Origin of the sequence: Pseudomonas sp. R2-60-08W, from assembly GCF_003852335.1 — a bacterium.
Taxonomy (GTDB): domain Bacteria; phylum Pseudomonadota; class Gammaproteobacteria; order Pseudomonadales; family Pseudomonadaceae; genus Aquipseudomonas.
In genome coordinates, this window is sequence record NZ_CP027731.1 from 567,288 (window position 1) to 584,726 (window position 17,439).

Annotated in this window: 14 protein-coding genes; 12 read left to right on the forward strand and 2 right to left on the reverse strand. The window is 61.7% G+C overall.

Annotated features, from left to right (window positions below; all coding sequences use genetic code 11):
- Position 1 precedes the first annotated feature (1 nt).
- Genes waaC through C4J90_RS02430 form a run of 6 tightly spaced genes read left to right on the forward strand, consistent with a single transcriptional unit; the run spans position 2 to position 5,924 of the window.
- Positions 2–1,063 carry a lipopolysaccharide heptosyltransferase I gene (gene waaC / locus C4J90_RS02405; protein WP_124360970.1) on the forward strand — a complete coding sequence of 354 codons (1,062 nt, stop codon included), beginning with the start codon at positions 2–4 and terminating at the stop codon, positions 1,061–1,063.
- On the forward strand, positions 1,063–2,187 hold the full coding sequence (locus C4J90_RS02410; protein WP_124360971.1) for a glycosyltransferase family 4 protein: 1,125 nt from the start codon (positions 1,063–1,065) through the stop codon (positions 2,185–2,187). Before waaC ends, C4J90_RS02410 begins: the two co-directional genes overlap by 1 nt.
- Entirely contained in the window at positions 2,184–2,990 is an 807-nt protein-coding gene (gene rfaP / locus C4J90_RS02415; protein WP_124413657.1) for a lipopolysaccharide core heptose(I) kinase RfaP, read from the forward strand. The genes C4J90_RS02410 and rfaP overlap by 4 nt, the downstream gene beginning before the upstream one ends.
- A complete protein-coding gene (locus C4J90_RS02420) occupies positions 2,990–3,724 on the forward strand; it encodes a lipopolysaccharide kinase InaA family protein (RefSeq protein WP_124419135.1) in 735 nt (244 codons plus the stop codon). The genes rfaP and C4J90_RS02420 overlap by 1 nt, the downstream gene beginning before the upstream one ends.
- Positions 3,721–4,473 carry a lipopolysaccharide kinase InaA family protein gene (locus C4J90_RS02425; RefSeq protein ID WP_124360974.1) on the forward strand — a complete coding sequence of 251 codons (753 nt, stop codon included), beginning with the start codon at positions 3,721–3,723 and terminating at the stop codon, positions 4,471–4,473. Before C4J90_RS02420 ends, C4J90_RS02425 begins: the two co-directional genes overlap by 4 nt.
- Positions 4,473–5,924, forward strand: coding sequence for a lipopolysaccharide kinase InaA family protein (locus C4J90_RS02430; protein ID WP_124419136.1), 1,452 nt, complete (start codon positions 4,473–4,475; stop codon positions 5,922–5,924). Before C4J90_RS02425 ends, C4J90_RS02430 begins: the two co-directional genes overlap by 1 nt.
- A gap of 520 nt (positions 5,925–6,444) precedes the next feature.
- Here the strand turns inward: C4J90_RS02430 and C4J90_RS02440 are convergent.
- Positions 6,445–8,523 carry a TonB-dependent receptor gene (locus C4J90_RS02440; protein ID WP_124419138.1) on the reverse strand — a complete coding sequence of 693 codons (2,079 nt, stop codon included), beginning with the start codon at positions 8,521–8,523 and terminating at the stop codon, positions 6,445–6,447.
- Between the two features lie 206 nt (positions 8,524–8,729).
- Between C4J90_RS02440 and C4J90_RS02445 the strand changes: the two genes are divergently transcribed.
- From C4J90_RS02445 to C4J90_RS02470, 6 genes are all read left to right on the forward strand, one after another.
- Positions 8,730–9,065 (forward strand): YceK/YidQ family lipoprotein, encoded by a 336-nt coding sequence (locus C4J90_RS02445; protein ID WP_124419139.1) that lies wholly within the window; start codon positions 8,730–8,732, stop codon positions 9,063–9,065.
- A gap of 132 nt (positions 9,066–9,197) precedes the next feature.
- Complete coding sequence (locus tag C4J90_RS02450; protein ID WP_124413661.1) at positions 9,198–10,955, forward strand: carbamoyltransferase; 1,758 nt, start codon at positions 9,198–9,200, stop codon at positions 10,953–10,955.
- A complete protein-coding gene (locus C4J90_RS02455) occupies positions 10,956–11,852 on the forward strand; it encodes a GNAT family N-acetyltransferase (RefSeq protein ID WP_124365590.1) in 897 nt (298 codons plus the stop codon).
- On the forward strand, positions 11,849–13,255 hold the full coding sequence (locus C4J90_RS02460) for a PIG-L deacetylase family protein (RefSeq protein ID WP_124419140.1): 1,407 nt from the start codon (positions 11,849–11,851) through the stop codon (positions 13,253–13,255). The genes C4J90_RS02455 and C4J90_RS02460 overlap by 4 nt, the downstream gene beginning before the upstream one ends.
- Positions 13,256–13,341: 86 nt before the next feature.
- Positions 13,342–14,490 (forward strand): glycosyltransferase family 4 protein, encoded by a 1,149-nt coding sequence (locus tag C4J90_RS02465; protein WP_124360981.1) that lies wholly within the window; start codon positions 13,342–13,344, stop codon positions 14,488–14,490.
- Entirely contained in the window at positions 14,487–15,368 is an 882-nt protein-coding gene (locus tag C4J90_RS02470) for a glycosyltransferase (RefSeq protein ID WP_124360982.1), read from the forward strand. Before C4J90_RS02465 ends, C4J90_RS02470 begins: the two co-directional genes overlap by 4 nt.
- A gap of 106 nt (positions 15,369–15,474) precedes the next feature.
- Here C4J90_RS02470 and C4J90_RS02475 read toward each other — a convergent pair whose 3' ends face one another.
- Positions 15,475–17,340 (reverse strand): bifunctional O-antigen ligase/aminoglycoside phosphotransferase family protein, encoded by a 1,866-nt coding sequence (locus tag C4J90_RS02475; protein ID WP_124419141.1) that lies wholly within the window; start codon positions 17,338–17,340, stop codon positions 15,475–15,477.
- Between the last annotated feature and the right edge of the window lie 99 nt (positions 17,341–17,439).

Genomic DNA, 17,439 nt, shown 5'->3' on the forward strand with positions numbered 1-17,439 from the left:
GTTGCGGGTACTGGTAATCAAGACCTCATCCCTGGGCGACGTGATCCACGCCTTGCCGGCACTCACCGACGCGGCGCGGGCGATCCCCGGCATCCGTTTCGATTGGGTGGTGGAAGAAGGCTTTGCCGAAATTCCGACCTGGCACCCGGCGGTGGACAAGGTGATCCCGGTGGCGATTCGTCGCTGGCGCAAGAACCTCTGGCAAACCATCAAGAGCGGCGAATGGCGGCGTTTCAAACAGGCCGTGCAGTCGACCAAGTATGACCTGGTGATCGATGCCCAGGGCCTGCTGAAAAGTGCCTGGCTGACCCGCTACGTGCGGGCGCCGGTGGCCGGCTTCGATAAAACCTCGGCCCGCGAACCCCTGGCGGCGCGCTTTTATTCCCGCCGCCTGGCCGTGGCCCGTGGGCAACATGCGGTGGAGCGGTTGCGCCAACTGTTTGCCGTGGCGCTGGGCTATGACCTGCCCAAGGGCCTGGGCGACTACGGCTTGAGCGTCGAGAAACTGCTTGGCCTGCCGCCGAAGAAACCCTTCGTGCTGCTGCTGCACGGCACCACCTGGGACACCAAGCACTGGCCCGAAGCCTACTGGCGCGAACTGGCCGAACGCATGGCCCGCCTGGGCGTGGACGTGAAGTTGCCGTGGGGCAACGCCGCCGAAAAAGCCCGCGCCGAGCGCCTGGCCCAGGGCTTGCCCAACGCCGAAGTGCTGCCAAAACTGAACCTGGCGGGCGTGGCCCGTGTATTGGCTGGTGCGCGCGCCTGTGTGGCGGTGGACACCGGCCTCGGCCACTTGGCGGCGGCGCTGGATGTGCCGACCATTTCGCTGTTCGGGCCGACCAACCCGGGCCTCACCGGCGCCTACGGCAAAGGCCAGGTCCACTTGGCCAGCGACTGGCCGTGTGCGCCGTGCCTGCAAAAGCACTGCACCTACCAACCCACCGCCGATGACCTGCGGCGGTTCGACATCACGCGCGAGTCGCCCCTGTGCTTCACGCGCCTGAATCCTGAGCGCGTAGCAAGCCGACTGAGCGCGTTGTTACTGGCTGAGGAGCAGCACTGATGCAACTGGCTTTCGTACTGTACAAATACTTTCCCTTCGGTGGGCTGCAGCGTGACTTCATGCGCATCGCCCTGGAATGCCAGCAGCGCGGCCATCAGATTCGTGTCTATACGCTGATCTGGGAGGGCGATATCCCGCCCGGCTTCGAAGTGCTGGTGGCGCCGGTCAAGGCGCTGGTCAACCATCGCCGCAACGAAAAGCTCTACGCCTGGATCCAGGCCGACCTGGCCAGGCGCCCGGTGGACCGAGTGGTGGGCTTCAACAAGATGCCGGGGCTCGACCTGTACTTCGCCGCCGACGGCGTGTTCGAAGACAAGGCCCAGACGCTGCGCAACCCGATGTACCGCTGGTTCGGGCGCTACAAGCACTTTGCCGAATACGAGCGTGCGGTGTTCGACAAGAACGCCAAGACCCAGATCATGGTGCTGTCCGAGCATCAACAGCAACTGTTCAGCCAGTATTACGGCACCCAGCCCGAGCGGTTCCACCTGCTGCCGCCGGGCATCGCCCGTGACCGGCGCGCGCCGCCGAACGCCGCCGACATCCGCGCTGAGTTTCGCCGTGAGTTCGGCCTGGCCGAGGATGATTTGCTGCTGGTGCAGATCGGTTCGGGTTTCAAGACCAAGGGCGTCGACCGCAGCCTCAAGGCCGTCGCCGCATTGCCGTCCAAACTGAAAAAACGCACCCGCCTGTTTGTAATCGGCCAGGACGACCCCAAAGTCTTCCAATTGCAGAGCGCCACGCTGGGCCTGGGCGACCAGGTGCAGTTCTTCAAGGGCCGCAACGATATCCCACGCTTCCTGCTCGGGGCGGACCTGTTGATTCACCCTGCCTACAACGAGGCGGCCGGCATGGTGCTGGTCGAAGCGGTGGTCGCCGGCCTCCCGGTACTGGTGAGCCGGGTCTGCGGCTACGCGTTCTACATCGACAAGGCCCAGAGCGGCCGAGTGTTGGACGAACCGTTCGAACAGGCCCAGCTCAACCAGTACTTGGTGGATATGCTCGAAGATCCACACGCGCGCGCGACCTGGAGTCGCAATGGTCTGGCCTTCGCCGAGACGGCCGACCTGTTTAGCATGCCGCAGTACGCTGCGGACCTGATTCTGGCGGAGCCAAACCGATGAAGTTGATTCTAGCCGAACCCTTCAACACCCTCTGGGCCGGACGCGATGCGTTCGCCGAGGTCGAGAAGCTGCAAGGCCAGGTGTTCCGCGAGCTGGCCGCTCGCCGTACGTTGCGTACGGTGGTGCAGGGCCAACCCTATTTCGTGAAGATCCACCGTGGCATCGGCTGGGGCGAAATCCTCAAGAACCTGGTCACCGCCAAATTGCCGGTGCTGGGCGCAGGCCAGGAGTGGCTGGCGATCCAGCGCTTGCAGGAACTGGGCGTGCCGACCATGACGGCGGTGGCCTTTGGCGAAAAAGGCAGCAACCCGGCCGACCAGCATTCGTTCATCATCACGCAAGAGCTGGCACCGATCATCAGCCTGGAAGACCTGACCCTCGATTGGGTCAAGCAGCCGCCGGTGCCGGCGATCAAGCACGCCTTGACCGTCGAGTTGGCGAACACCGTCGGGGCGATGCACCGGGGCGGCGTCAATCATCGCGATTGCTACCTCTGCCACTTCCTGCTGCACACCGACCGGCCCATTGCGGTCGATACCCTCAAGCTGTCGGTGATCGACCTGCACCGCGCCCAGGTGCGTGCGACGATCCCTGTGCGCTGGCGCAACAAAGACCTGGCCGGGCTGTATTACTCTGCCCTGGAAATCGGCCTGACCCAGCGCGACAAGCTGCGCTTTCTCAAGCATTACTTTCAGCAGCCGTTGCGCCAGATCCTCGCCGAGCAAACCGCGCTGTTGCGCGAACTGGAACGCATGGCCGCCAAGCTCTATGCGCGCAAGCAGCGCTACGGGGATGCGCTCTGATGGCGGGTTGGAATCTGGAACCTGCCTACGCCGCTCTCGCGGACGACTTCGGAAGCCTGGAAGCGGTGTTTGCCCTGCAAGGTGAGCGCCTGACCCGCGACCCACTGTCGGAAGTGATTCGGGTGGAGCGCGGCGGGGTCAATTATTACGTCAAACGCTATGTCGGGGCTGGCAAAGGCCTGCGCCGCTACCTGGGCAAGCCGCGGGTCAAGTCCGAGTGGCAGAACCTCAAGCGCTTTGCCAAGTGGGGCATTCCCACCGCCGAGGTCATCGCCTGGGGCCTGCAACGTAGCGGATTGGCCTACGACCGTGGCGCGATGATCACCCGTGAGCTGCCCAAGACCGAAGACCTGTCGGCGTTGGCAGAGCGCAACGATCCGCGCCTCAAAGACCCCATGTGGGTCGATGCGATCAGCCGCCAGCTCGCCGAATACACGCGCACCATGCACGATCACCGCTTTACTCATAACGACTTGAAGTGGCGCAACCTGCTGGTCGACGACCAGCGCACCCTGTACCTGATCGACTGCCCCAACGGCGATTTCTGGCGCGGTTTCTGGCTCAAGTACCGCATTACCAAAGACCTGGCCTGCCTGGACAAGGTCGCCAAGTATCATCTGTCGGCCACCCAGCGCCTGCGTTTCTACATGCAATACCGCCAACGCACGCACCTGAAGACGTCGGACAAACAACGAATTCGCCATGTGGTGAAGTTTTTCGAGGGACGTGAATGAGTGACTTCCTGGCGGCCGAAGACCGCGCTTTGCTTGAGCGCAACGGCCTGGCTAGCTTCGACGCGCTGTGGGCCCGGCAACTGGATGCGGTGGACGAGCCGAACACCAGCGGCGACGGCTGGAGCAGCGTGTATCGCCTGGAGCTTGAAGGTCAGGGTTACTACCTCAAGCGCCAGAGCAACTACCTGACGCGCACCTTGCACCGGCCGTTTGGCGAACCGAGTTTTGCCCGCGAGTTTCGCAATATCAGCCTGTACCGAAAGCTGGGTATCCCGGCCTTGCAGGCAGCCTTTTTTGGCGAGCGCAAGGTTGCAGGCGAGCGCCGTGCGATGCTGCTCACCCGTGCCCTGGACGGCTGGAACGACCTGGACTCGTTGCTGGAGCAATGGACGCAACTGAGCGACGCCCAGCAGCACGCGATCCTGCTGGCCTGCGGCAAGCTTGCGCGGCATTTGCACAGCGTGGGCCAGGTGCACGGCTGCTTTTATCCCAAGCATATTTTCCTGCAGGGCCGTGGCGACAGCTATGCCGCGCAACTGATCGACCTGGAAAAGACCCGTCCGCTGTTGTTCGGCTGGCGTGACCGGGTCAAGGACCTGGAACCGCTGCTGCGCCGTGCACCGCAGTGGACCGACGCCCAGGTGCGACAGCTGTTGGCGGCTTACCTTGAGCAGCCCGAAGAGAGTGCATTGGTGTCTACCTGGCACCAGCGTCTGACGGCTCGCCGCAGCCACAAGGAGAACCGCTGATGCGTTTGTCCGAGCTGAAAAATGCCGGTCGTACACCCCACCTGCCGCTGACCCTTGATCTTGCGGATGCGGCAGGTCCGGGGCAACTGCAACTGCTCAGCCTGTTGCGGGTATTGCCGGGGCAGCGCTACGTCGGCGCTGCCGTGTGGCGCGGTCGCCCGGTGCTGGCCAAGTTGTTGGTGGGCAGCAAGGCGGCGCGGCATTTTCAACGTGAACTCAGCGGTGTGCGGCTGTTGGCCGAGCAAGGCTTGACCACACCGCTGTTGCTCGCCGACGGTTTGCAGGAAGGCGAGGGGGGCTGGCTGCTGTTCGAGTTTCTCGAAGGCGCCCAAAGCCTGGCCGACGCCTGGCTCGCTGTCGAAGGCTTGCCGCCCTTGGCCGATGAACAAACCGCTGTGCTCGCCGAAGCGCTCGGCGCGATTGCGCAGATGCATGCCCAAGGGTTGTGGCAGGAAGACCTGCACCTGGACAACTTACTGCGCCAGGACGGCAAACTGTATTTGATCGATGGTGCCGGAATCCGTGTCGAAGAGGCGGGCAAGCCGCTGTCGCGCAATCGAGTGCTGGAAAACCTCGGGGTGTTCTTTGCCCAGTTGCCGAAAAACCTCGAGCCGTTTACCGAAGAATTGCTGGTGTACTACCTGCTGGCAAACGGCGAACATGCCTTGCCCCTGGAAGCGCTCGAAAAGCAGGTGCGCAAAGTCAGCGCCTGGCGCATGAAGGACTATCTGAACAAGGTCGGTCGCGACTGCACGCTGTTCAGCGTGGTGCGCGGTGCCTTCGGCCTGCGCGCGATTCGGCGTGAAGAAGAGGCCGCCATGCTGCCCGTGCTGGAGCAGGCCGATGCGCTGCTCGACCAGGGCTATCTGTACAAGACCGGTGGCGCGGCGAGCGTGGCCAAGGTCGAAGTGGCCGGCCGGCCCCTGGTGATCAAACGCTACAACATCAAGGGTTTCGCCCACTGGCTCAAACGCTTCTGGCGCCCCAGCCGTGCCTGGCATTCCTGGCGCGAAGGCAATCGCCTGGCATTCCTAGGCATCGCCACGCCCAAGCCGCTGGCGGTGTTGGAGAAACGCTTTTTCTGGTTGCGCAGCCGTGCGTATCTGGTCACTGAATACCTGCCTGGACCCGACATTATCGAGCGTTTTGCGCCCTATGTTGAAAACGGCGATGCGCCTGAAGATGAGCTGCTGGCGCTGGACCGGTTGTTCGCCGAGTTGATCCGCGAGCGCATCAGCCATGGAGACTTCAAAGGCCACAACCTGTTCTGGAGCGAAGGCCGCTGGGCGATGATCGACCTTGACGCCATGCGCCAGCACCACTCCGCTGCTAGCTTCGCTGGGGCGTATGCCAAGGATCGTGCGCGGTTCATGCGTAATTGGCCGCAGGGCAGTGCGTTGTATCAGGTGATTGATCAGCGTTTGCCTAAAGAGGTCAGCGCCTCCGGTTGAAGCGGGCCTTCGGCCCTATCGGGGGCATAGGTATCTACACAGCTTAGTAGCAGTCTAAGTAACCACGATGCGAAGCGAGCCGCTCTTGATCTTGCTCTTGATCTAAGCGCCCCGTTAAACCACGCTGGCCGTAATCCGATAGTGATTTGGGGGGTAAACCGGCAGGGATGCCGGTTTAGCCGCCCCGCGCCATGGATGGCGCGTGGCGGCGGCCCTCCCAAATCACTGTCGGATTATGGGCACACCGAGCCTAGGCGAGGTGCCGAGTGGTGGGGCAAGAGCCTTTTTGGTTACTTTTGGGGCTCTTTTCCAAAAGTGACCTGCCGTCAGGGCGGAACCCTAAGCCGCCGTTACCGCAGCAACGGATATGTACTCGTTCTGATCCAACATCCTGGCCGGCTGTCGGGCCGCCATCGGGGGCAAGCCCCCTCCCACATTTGACTGTTACACTTCTGAAGATGTGAACACAGTCAGTGTGGGAGGGGGCTTGCCCCCGATGGCGCCCGCTCAGGCGCTGCAGTCAGAACTGATACTCCGCCCCCGCCCCCGCATACCATGACCGCCCCGGCGCCGCTTCGTAGTAGCGACCATTGCCGTCCCCCACGATCACCGAGCCCACGTACTGACGATCCAGCAAGTTATCCAGGCGCAAGGTCTGGTGAAAGGTCCAGTGCTCTGCCTTTTGCTCGAACCGCGCGCGCCAGTTGAATACGCTGTAGCCCGGTGCGGCGTGTTGGCGGTTGGTGTCTTCGACGTAGACTTTGCTGCGGTACATGCCTTCGAGGGCGGTACTGACCCAGTCGCGCGGTTTCCAGTTCAGTTCAGTGAACAGCGTGGTTTGCGGCACGCCGGGCAGGTAGTTGCCTTTGTCGATGGTATTCGCGCCGCTGGGAAAGGCGCTGTCGTAGGTCGCCTGCAGGCGTGTATAGGCGAGGCTGGTGCTCCAGTGCTCGCTGAGTTGGCTTTCCACGCCCAGTTCGAAGCCGCGACGCAAGGTTCGGCCAGCGTTCTGGTAGCTGGTGCGGCCACCGATGGATTGCTGCACGACCAGTTCGTCTTCAGTGGTGATCTGGAACACGGCGGCGTTGACGCGGGTGTTGGCCAGTTGGGCCTTCAGGCCTATTTCGTATTGCGTGCTTTCAGACGGCTTCAAGCCAAAGTTGAAGCCTTCGACATTGCCTGGTGCATAGGCCAACTCGGCCTGGGTGGGGGTTTCGAAGCCTTTGCCTGCGCTGATGTAACCGTGCAGGTCGGGCGTGAACGCGTACATCACGCTCATCGATGGGGTGTTCTTCTGGTAAGTCTTGTTGCCGCTGGCGTCGCCATTGCTCAGGAATTGGTCGTCGACGTCCATCTGCATAGTGCTATGGCGGATGCCGGCTTGCAGGGTCCAGCGGTCGAGGGCCCAATTGGCCTGGATATAGGGATCGAGGCTGCGAGCGGTATCGATTTCGTCACGGCGTAGCTGGCCTTTCACGCCCAGGGTGTTGCCGCTGTAGTTCTGATAGCCGTGGCGGCTGTCTTCGCTCTGGTCGAAGTCCAGGCCGGTGATGATCATCAACTCGCCCGGCGCGCGTTCGATGGGCTGCATCCAGCGCACGCTGCCACCGTAGAACTTGCGGTCGAATTGCACGACGCCACCGCCACGCTCGTTTGCGGGCGTGCCCTTGGGGATCGACAGGTACTGAATCACGCTGCGCCGCCCCGTGTAGGCGTTGACCTGCAAGGTCGCCTCGCCAAAGTACCGTTCGTAATTCATGCCCAATTGCTGATGATCGATACTTTTACGCGTGTTGTAGGTCAGCGCATTGGCGCTCACCGAGCGTGGATCAGCCTTGTACGCCGCCCAGGTCTGCCCCAGCGGATCTTGCGTGCCATTCTGTTCCAGGCTGCTGTAGATCAACGCCAGCTTGCTGTCGTCATCCGGCTGGAAATTGAGCTTGGCGAACGTCTGGTCGCGGCGCGCGCTGCTGTGGTCGCGATAGCCGTTGGTGTCCATGCGCGAGGCGTCGAGCACGAAGCCGGCGCCGTTGGCCGCACCTTCGGCGGTGAGGTGGTTTTTGTTCAGCCCGTCGCTGCCGACCAGGGTTTCGGCACCGATGCGCGGCGGGCCCTCGCCGTCGCGGGAGAACATCTGGATCACCCCGCCGGCGTTGCTGCCATACAGCGTCGCGGCGGGGCCGCGCAGTATTTCGATGCGTTCGGCGGTGTCGAGGTTGAAGGTCGCTGCCTGGCCCTGGCCGTCCGGGGTGCTGGCGGGAATCCCGTCGGCCAGCAGCTTGATGCCGCGCACGCCGAAGGCTGAACGGGCGCCGAAGCCACGGGAGGAGATTTGCAGGTCCTGCGCGTAGTTCTGGCGGTTCTGCACCACCAGGCCGGGCACACGGGACAAGGCTTCGGAGGCGTTGATGCCGAGTTGGCCGTCGCTGATCTGTTCGCGGCTGATGCCGTCGACCGAGTAGGGCAGGTCAAAGGTGGGGCTGGCGTTGCGCGAACCGGTGACCACGCTGGGGTCGAGGATCAGCGGCGTATCGTCAGCCTGGGCGGTATTGACCAGGCCCAGGAGTAGGGCCAGGCAAGCGGGGGTAGATGAGTTCATGAACAGGTCAGGTCCGTGGCGCCACCCGCCTGAGGTGCGCGGGTGCAAATATCGCGAGTTTAACGATTCAGCCTGGGAATTGCCGAGTTCCTTGCCGTTGGGCCGAATGAGAGGTTTCCTACGCCAGGCAGCGGCTATGGAAACCTGAGTCGGCGGCCCTAGGGTGCTAGATTTTCGGTCCTCTCAATAAGAAAGAAGAAGCAAATATGTGGACGCTTATCGTGCGGTTATCGGTGCTGCTGGGAATATCTTTGCTGCTGGGCGGCTGCGGTACCGCGACCACTGTGCTGCGAGGTGATGACGTCACTGTTCGCGAGCTCAGGGGCAAGAAAACCTATTGCCAGTCTGTTTCACGCATCTACAGCGGCGTGGCGTATGACCTGTGTGTCCTGCACGGGCCGCTCAATTCCGCAGGCGGACTCTCGCTGAACGGTATTCCGTGGGCCATTCTCGATGTGCCCCTCTCCGGAGTGCTGGATACGCTCGTCCTGCCCTATACCCTCTACCGGCAAAACGCCGACGGTAACCTTGAGCTTCGCTAGCCCTTGGCGCTAACAGCTTCCTAGTGCTTTTAAGCTATAATCCCGCCCTTTAGCTGTTTCCCGCCCGTGCGGGAGGCACACTTTTTTCAGGCGCGACCCGCCTGCATGCAGACTAAAAGAGGCTAGACCCCAGTGGCATTGACGATTCTTGGCCTGTCCGGCGCCCTTAGCCATGATCCTTCCGCGGCCCTGTATATCGACGGCAAGCTGATCGCGGCCGCCGAAGAAGAGCGCTTCGTACGCGACAAACATGCAAAGAACCGCATGCCCTACGAGTCGGCGAAGTTCTGCCTGGAGCAAGCAGGCATCAAGCCTTCCGACGTTGACGTGGTGGCGATTCCGTTCGCTCCGATCAGCTTGTTCGGCGAAGCGCGATGGCACTATGCCAAGCGTTACTGGTACGCCCCGGACCGCGCGCTCGACGCGATCCTGATGGGCAACCGCCGCTACAAGCGCTATCGCAACAAGATCGTCTGGTGCCTGGAGCAACTGGGCTTTGATCCGAAGAAAATCAAGATCGAACCGGTTGAACACCACCTGGCCCACGCCTCCAGTGCCTACCACTGCTCCGGCTTCCAGGAAAAAACCGCGATCCTGGGCATCGACGGCAAAGGTGAATACGCCACAACGTTTTTTGGTTACGGCGAAAACGGCAAGATCCACAAGATCAAGGAATTCTACGATCCGGACTCCCTCGGCGGCCTCTACGGCGCGATCACCGAGTTCCTCGGTTTCGAGATGCTCGACGGTGAGTTCAAGGTCATGGGCATGGCGCCTTATGGCGATGCCAGCAAATACGATTTCTCGCGCCTGGCCTCCTTTGAAAATGGCGAGTTGGTGATCAACACCGATTACGCCAACGTCATCGGCCTGCGTCGCTATAAAGAGAAGGGCAAGGGGTTCTACTTCTCGCCAAAACTGATCGAGTGGCTGGGGCCCAAGCGCGAGGGCGATATTGCCGACGAGCCGTACATCCACTACGCGGCCAGCATGCAGGCACTGTTCGAGAAACTGGCCTTGCAGATGATCGACCATTACCTGGGCGACATCCTCAAGGACACCGGCAAGCTGGCCTTTGCCGGCGGCTGTGCGCTGAACGTAAAGCTGAACCAGAAAATCATTGCCCGCGATGACGTCAAAGAGCTGTTCGTGCAGCCGGCGTCCGGCGATGCCGGCACTGCCGTGGGTGCGGCCGCCTATGTCTCCCACGCCCGTGGTGTGCCGGTGGAGAAGATGGAGCACGTCTATCTCGGCCCGTCCTACAGCAACGAAGATGTCATCGCGGCGTGCGCCAAGCACGACAGCAAGCCGAACTGGCGCAAGATCGAAAACATGCCCAAGCGTATCGCCAAAATCATGGTCGATGGCAACCCGGTGGCCTGGTTCCAGGGCCGCATGGAGTTCGGCCCGCGTGCACTGGGCGGTCGCTCGATCATCGGTTGCCCCAGCGCCACCGGCGTGGCCGACCGTATCAACCACCAGATCAAGTTCCGCGAGCGCTGGAGGCCTTTCTGCCCGTCAATGCTCGACACCGTGGCCCCGCAGATGATCAAGGTCGATCACCCGGCGCCGTTCATGACCTTCACCTTTGAAGTCTCGGAAGAATGGAAAACCCGCGTGCCGGAGGTGGTGCATGAAGACGGCACCTCCCGTGCCCAGGTGCTCAAGCGCGAATACAACCCGCGCTACTACGACATGATGAAGGAACTGGAAGTACTGACCGGTAACGGCGTGTCGCTGAACACCTCGCTCAACCGCCGGGGTGAAGCGATGATCTGCTCGCCGACCGACGCGCTGAACATGTTCTTCGGCTCCGACCTGCAGTACCTGATCATGGAAGACATCCTGGTGGTCAAGGATGGCGTGGACCCCTATGACGCCGTGGTTTAAATGCTGAACCGCTTGCGGGGCTGGCGTGAACGTGGCTGGACGCCTGTCGAGGCCGAGGTTTACGCCCAGGCCTGGCAGCGTTACGGCGGCAGTGTGGCGACCCATCCGCAGGTGATCGAACGCCTGGCCGGCCTGGCGCAGCTTCCGGTGCGCTACCTGGGTTGGGAGCAGGACGGCGAACTCAAGGGGGCGATTGCCACCTGGGGGCGCGACCTGGCCTTGTCCAAGGACGTACTCAAGCGCACCGGCAGGAAGGGCCTGTTTGACCTGGGCAATGCCGAGCTCATCCTGCCGATTGCCGCCGATGCGCAGGTACCGTTGCGCCACCGTGGGCGTTACTTGTCAGCGCTGAACGAAGGGCGCATCAGCACCCTCAAGCCCCAGGCCGAGCAATTGGCCATGGCGCGCACCCCTGAAGAACTCTCGAAAAAGTTTCGCTACAACCAGCGGCGTGAATTGCGTTTGCTGGAAGAAGCGGGTGGCGTGGTGCGGGCGGTCAACGAGTTTTCCAGCGTGGAACTGGCGGCGATTTATTGCGACCTGTTCCAGCGCCGCTGGGGTTTCCCGGCGGCCGGCGCGGCGCGCTTGGCCGAGGTGCTGGAGTTGCTCAAGGAGTTTCTGTTCGGCTCGGTGCTATTTCTCAACGACGCCGCAATCGCTGTGCAGTTGGTGTATCAGGTGCAGTCCCGCGAATGGTTCAGCGCCGAATACGTCAACGGCGGTGTCGACCCTGAAACTCGCGCGTTCAGCCCCGGCAGTGTGTTGAGTTTTCTTAATACCCAAAGTGCCTGGGAGCAGGCGCGTGCGGCCGACAAGTCGCTGCGCTTTTCCTTCGGGCGTGCCGACCGCGAATACAAGGAGCGCTGGTGCAACCCGGTGCCGGTGTTCAGCGTATGAGCCGCAAACAGCAGTTGCTCAAGCGCCATCGGCGCAACAAACGCATTGCGCTGGTAATCGGCTTGCTGGTGCTGATCGCGACCGGTGTGCTGGTGGCCTGGTGGCTGCCGCCAATCCTCGCGGTGCTGCTGTGGGCAGCCCATGAAGCCTGGTTTGCCGACCACCTGTTCTACTCGCCAAAAGACCCTTATGAGTACGCCTTCCCGGCCGGCAGCGAACAGCCCGGTTTGCGTCTGGAGGCGGGACGGCTATTGCTGGACACGCCGTTGGCGGCCGATGAAACCCTGATCATCGGGGTTGAGTTGAAAAGCTCATGGCTAGGGCGCTTCCTCGACCCGGCGTTGGACGTGCTGGGCCTGGAAACACCGGACCGGCAAGTCTTCGAACGGGGTGTCGCCGGGCGGCGTTATCTCAACCTGACCGGCGCCACTGAAGCACTTGCGGCGGGCAATATCGTTTTGCGCGGACGTTTTTGCCGGATCGAGGGCCAGCCGACGCTATGGCGTTTTCGCCAACCCGACTATCGCCAGCAACGCGTAATGGTGATCGCCCCCCACGCCGACGATGCCGAGCTGGCCGCGTTCAGCCTTTACAGCCAGGCGACACAAAGCTGGATCGTGACCCTGACCGCCGGCGAAATCGAAGCCGAGCATTACCAGCACATGGGCTTGCCCAAGGCTGATGCGGCACGGCTCAAGGGCCGCCTGCGCGCCTGGGACAGCGTTGCCGTGCCGCGTTGGGCCGGTGTGCCCGAGGCGCAGTGCGTGCAACTGGGTTATTTCTGCATGCAATTGCAGGCCATGCAGGCCGCGCCGGATCAGCCTCAGGCCTCGCGCGAAGCCGACTTGGCCGATACGCGACTGTTCCGTCAATTCAATAGCTTTGCTTTGCCCGGGGATGTGGACGGCGCGCCGACCTGGTACAACTTGATCGCCGACCTGCGCGCACTGCTGCTCAAGGCGCAGCCCCAGGTGATCGTGTTGCCCACGCCGTTGCTCGACCCGCACGCCGACCATATCTGCGCCCATGCGGCGGTGCTTGAAGCGTTGCAGGGCCTGGCGTGGCAGCCCGACACATTGCTCGGCTACGCCAATCACCTGCATGATAACGACCGCTGGCCGATGGGCGATTCCGGGGCCGGGGTGGCGCTGCCGCCGCATTTCGATGCCGCCGTAGCGCTGGTCCCGTGCAGTTTTACCCTGACCTTGCGCCAGCAACAGGACAAGGCCATGGCGCTGGGCATGATGCATGACCTGCAGCCGCGAGCGCCGTTCAAGCGTCGCGTGCGCAAGTGGTTGCAGCAGGTGCTGGCGGGCCGTAGTCCATCGCCTTATGGCGAGAACGAATTCTTTCGCAAGGCCGTGCGTCGTCACGAGCTGTTGTGGGTCCTTAAGCAGGACTGAGACCCTATCGAAGGCAGGCCGGCATGGGCCTGTCGCTGTTTTTTACCGGGCCGTGCGCCCGTAGCCAGATCGCTGCATGGAGAGTTATGAAGCCGCGTTTCAAGGTTTTGCAGTTACAGCCGGACTACAACGTCAAGACCCATGATTTCGCCGACCTGGGTGAGCAGATCGTCAAATCCCTGCCGGTTGAGCGTTTCGAGGTGACCTCCGGTTTTCTCAGTGGGCGTCCGCAGCCAGGCCAGCCCTTGAGCGTGGCCGAGCACTCCCACTATTTCGAGTTGCCGGAGAAGTCCCTCAAGGGCATCCGCTTTGGCGCCATGTGGCAGATCTACAAGTATTGCCGCGAGCAGAAATTCGACGTGGTCATCTGCAACCGCTTCAAATCGGTGAACATGATGCTGTCGCTCAACCGTTGGCTGAAGATCCCGTTGTGCATCGGCATCTCCCACGGTTTCGGCGAGTATGCCCGTGGCTATCGGCGGCGCCAGACCCAGCGTTGGGTCAGCCCCGCCTGGCGGTTCGTCGGTGTGTCAGAGGCGGTGAAGGATTACCTGGTGAACCTCAACTGCGGGTTTACCCGTGAGAACACGACCTATGTGACCAACGCGATCGATATTCCCCAGGCAGAGGCTTTGCAGTTGTCCCGCGAGGATGCCCGCCAAGCCCTTGGGCTGCCGATGGACGCACGCATGATTGGCGCCCTCGGCCGTCTGGTGCCGATCAAGGGCCACACCCATTTGCTGCAAGCTTTTGCCACCCTCAAGGACAAATACCCTGAGGCGCAGGTGGGCATCATTGGTTCCGGGCGTGCCGAAGCCGATCTGCGCGCCGACATCGAGCGCCTGGGCCTGACGGGCCGTGCGCATTTGCTGGGCTTTCGCGAAGACGGCATGAAGTACGTGCGCGGTTTCGACATCTGGACCATGCCATCGCTGTTCGAAGGCCTCGGCCTTGCGCTGCTGGAAGGCATGAGCGGCCACTTGCCGGTGATCGCGTCCAACGGCCCTGCGATGCTGCCCTTGGTGCAGGGCGCGGGCGGTTTGTCCCATGACCCAGGCAACGTCGAGCAGTTGGCCGAGGCCCTGGATACCTATCTGGCGCTGAGTGATGAGCAGCTGCGCGCCAAGGGCGAAGAGGTGTTCCGCTATCTGGAAGCCAACCATACCCTCGACGAGTTCAAGCACAAGTACCTGACCCTGATTGAAACCGGTTTGCGTGAAGTAGGTAGAGCATGAATCAGCAGCAACCCCTGGTCTCGGTGATCATTGCTTCCTATAACCACGCCCGGTATATCGAGCAGAGCATCCTCAGCGTGTTGGGGCAGACCTACCCCAATATCGAGTTGTTGGTGGTGGACGATGGTTCCAAGGATGACAGCGTCGAGCGCATCCGGCGCTTGCAGGCCGAACACGGCTTTGATTTCCAGGTGCAACAGAACCAGGGCCTCAGCGCCACCCTCAACGGCGCGATCGCTCGCGCCAAGGGCAGCCTGATCGCACCGTTCGGCTCGGATGACATCATGTTGCCGGACCGTATTGCGACCCAGGTGGCGTATATGGAGGGCAAGCCGAAGGTGGGCATGTGCGCCGGCAACATCGAGCTGATCGATGGCGATGGCAACCTGCACCCGGAGAAGAAGCAACGTCGCGATGTGCCGTTTCGCAGTCTCGATTTTGACGACATGTTCATGGACCGCAAGCCGTTCCCACCGGCGCCCACCATGCTGATTCGTCGGGACGTGCTGGAGGAGGTCGGCGGTTTCGACCCGCAGATTCCCCTCGAGGACCTGCTGATCCAATTGAAGATCACGGCGGCGGGCTACACCATCGACGCCCTTGACGTGGTGATGGCGCAGTATCGACAGCACGGCAGCAACACCTACAAGAACCACCGCTACATGATCCAGAACATCCTCAAGACCTACGCCAAGTTCAGCGACCACCCGGCCTATGACGCGGTGCGCTACAACTTCCTGAACTCGATGTTCTTAAAGACCGCCCAGCGCGACCGGCCGTTGGCGCGCGAGATTCTCAAGCAGATTCCCCTGAAGTTCTGGGGCCGCAAAACCTTGCGCGGGTTGGTGCGGCTCTACCTGGCACCGCTCAAAAGCTGAGGCGTTTCCCCTGTAGGAGCAAGCTTGCTCGCGAAAAACCCGAGGACACTGCAGGCAGTCTGAATGCCCGCGTTATCGTTGACGATCTTCGCGAGCAAGCTCGCTCCTACAGGGGCTCATCACCTGGATGGGCCAGGCTGTGTACCTGCTCGCGAATTTTCGCAGTGGCCGTTGGGCTCGCAACGGTTGCGTAGCCCTTCACCAGTTGCTCGAAGTGCGTTTCGAACAGCCAGTTGCGGTCCTGCGGATAGCGTTGCATGTGGCGCAAATTACGCTGGCGCAATGCGTAGCGCAGGGGCGACGGGAAGATGCGCAGGTCGGCGACGTCAATCAGGCCGAACTCACCGTCGTCCATCAGCAACACGTTGCCCAGGTGCAGCGAACGGAAGTACACGCCGCGCTCATGCAATTGCGCCATGAACCGACCAAAACGCTCGACCAGCGATTCGCGTAGGCTGCTGTCCAGGCTTTGCAGGGCCTGGCGCAGGGTCAGGCCGGGCAGGGGCGTGTAGGCCACGGCGCTGCTGGCATCGGGCAAGGAGTAGAGCCCGAGAATGTGTGGTGCGGGGATGTCCAGGGTGCGCAATTGCTCGCTGTTGCTGGCAAAGCGCTCTGAATACGGGTTGAAGCTACCGGAGGTGTACCAGCGGCGTGGGCGGAACAGCTTGAGGAAGCTGCCATCTTCCAGGCGCAAGACCTTTGGCCCGAGGCCATCGGCTTCGATTACATGGGCATTGCTGCACAGCTGGTCGAATGCCTGGGGCTTGATCGATTGCACAGGCATGCGCAGCAGACTGCGGTGGCGCTGGGCGACGCTCAGGCCGGCAATGATTGCCAGCGGGATCCACAGCAGGAACCAATGCTCCTTGGGTCGCGACAGGATGCCGCCGCCTTCGGTCAGGCCGGCACCGATGCCGTAGGCCAGCAAGGACGATGCAAGGATGAACAGCGGCTGTGCGCGCTCTTTCAGACCTTTATACAGGCCCCATCCGAGCATGAAGGCCCACGGGATGAAGCCAATGATACCGACGTAATAGAGCACGCCGAGGGAGAAGCTGTGGGGCTCGCGAAGTTGGTCGCCAACTGCCAGAGTCAGATACAGCTCGGAATCGTAACTATGACCGATCCACGGATGCTCTGCGATTAGGTGCAACGACATGCGCCACAGCTCAAGGCGGAATGAGCTGCCTCGTTCGGTGATCGATTCAGGGTAAAACACCAGGAGCGCGACAGCACCCAGGATCATGCCGCTGAGAAGCAGTGCCGAGCGCCGGTTACGGCTGAGAAAGCTCATCCACAGGATGGCAAGCGTCAATGCTACAAGCGGCGTGCGTGAACCGGTCGCCAGCACGGCCGTGGCCATGATCGCAAGCGCTGGTACGCTGAACCACAATACCTTCTGTCGCTGGGTGGTCATGCAGGTGTATAGCCAATAAACCGTAAAAAAACCAAAAAGGTGCGAGCTGAGCAACGGGTTGTCGAGGGCGCCAAGACCGCCGATCATGCGCATGCCGGGTTGGAATCCCTTGGCGAACGCCACCAGATTCCACAGGCTTACCACTAGCGCAATGGCAGCGGCACTAAAGAAGATCGGTTTGAACAGTTCATTGCGATAATGCAGCAACAGCCCGCAGCCACCAAACAGCATGAATGTGTTCAGCGGGCGTTTGAACAGGTCGGTGTCGGTACTGGGCTCCGGGCTCCAGAGCAGGCTCGTCAAGGCCCAGGCAGAAAACACCAGGAACGCGAGGGCAATAGGCTCGCGCAACAAATCCTTGAGTTCCTTGGGACGCATGCACAACAGGAACAAGGTGGGCACGCTGAACAGGATGTAGAAAACCCGGTGCAGTACGTTACGGTTGCCGACGAAGAACAGCGCACTCAAGAGCAACAGCAAGCCAACAGGCAAAATCCACAGGACCAGGAAGTCGAAAACGCGATTTGAGCCATAGATAAGGCGCTTTGAGTGCATACGATAAAGCCATTCCAGAAAGAGAAAGCCGACCATCTTAAGGTAGTGGCTATGTAATGTCGCCCGTCTGATCCAACCGGGCTGTGGGTTACGCCGGGT

Bases quoted from the DNA above. Each gene is read 5' to 3' on its own strand.
- C4J90_RS02410 (WP_124360971.1), top strand. From the start codon at position 1,063: ATGCAACTGGCTTTCGTACTGTACAAATACTTTCCCTTCGGTGGGCTG.
- C4J90_RS02455 (WP_124365590.1), top strand. From the start codon at position 10,956: ATGCTGAACCGCTTGCGGGGCTGGCGTGAACGTGGCTGGACGCCTGTC.
- C4J90_RS02440 (WP_124419138.1), bottom strand. From the start codon at position 8,523: ATGAACTCATCTACCCCCGCTTGCCTGGCCCTACTCCTGGGCCTGGTC.
- C4J90_RS02465 (WP_124360981.1), top strand. From the start codon at position 13,342: ATGAAGCCGCGTTTCAAGGTTTTGCAGTTACAGCCGGACTACAACGTC.
- rfaP (WP_124413657.1), top strand. From the start codon at position 2,184: ATGAAGTTGATTCTAGCCGAACCCTTCAACACCCTCTGGGCCGGACGC.
- C4J90_RS02475 (WP_124419141.1), bottom strand. From the start codon at position 17,340: ATGCACTCAAAGCGCCTTATCTATGGCTCAAATCGCGTTTTCGACTTC.
- C4J90_RS02425 (WP_124360974.1), top strand. From the start codon at position 3,721: ATGAGTGACTTCCTGGCGGCCGAAGACCGCGCTTTGCTTGAGCGCAAC.
- C4J90_RS02420 (WP_124419135.1), top strand. From the start codon at position 2,990: ATGGCGGGTTGGAATCTGGAACCTGCCTACGCCGCTCTCGCGGACGAC.
- C4J90_RS02460 (WP_124419140.1), top strand. From the start codon at position 11,849: ATGAGCCGCAAACAGCAGTTGCTCAAGCGCCATCGGCGCAACAAACGC.
- C4J90_RS02470 (WP_124360982.1), top strand. From the start codon at position 14,487: ATGAATCAGCAGCAACCCCTGGTCTCGGTGATCATTGCTTCCTATAAC.
- C4J90_RS02445 (WP_124419139.1), top strand. From the start codon at position 8,730: ATGTGGACGCTTATCGTGCGGTTATCGGTGCTGCTGGGAATATCTTTG.
- C4J90_RS02430 (WP_124419136.1), top strand. From the start codon at position 4,473: ATGCGTTTGTCCGAGCTGAAAAATGCCGGTCGTACACCCCACCTGCCG.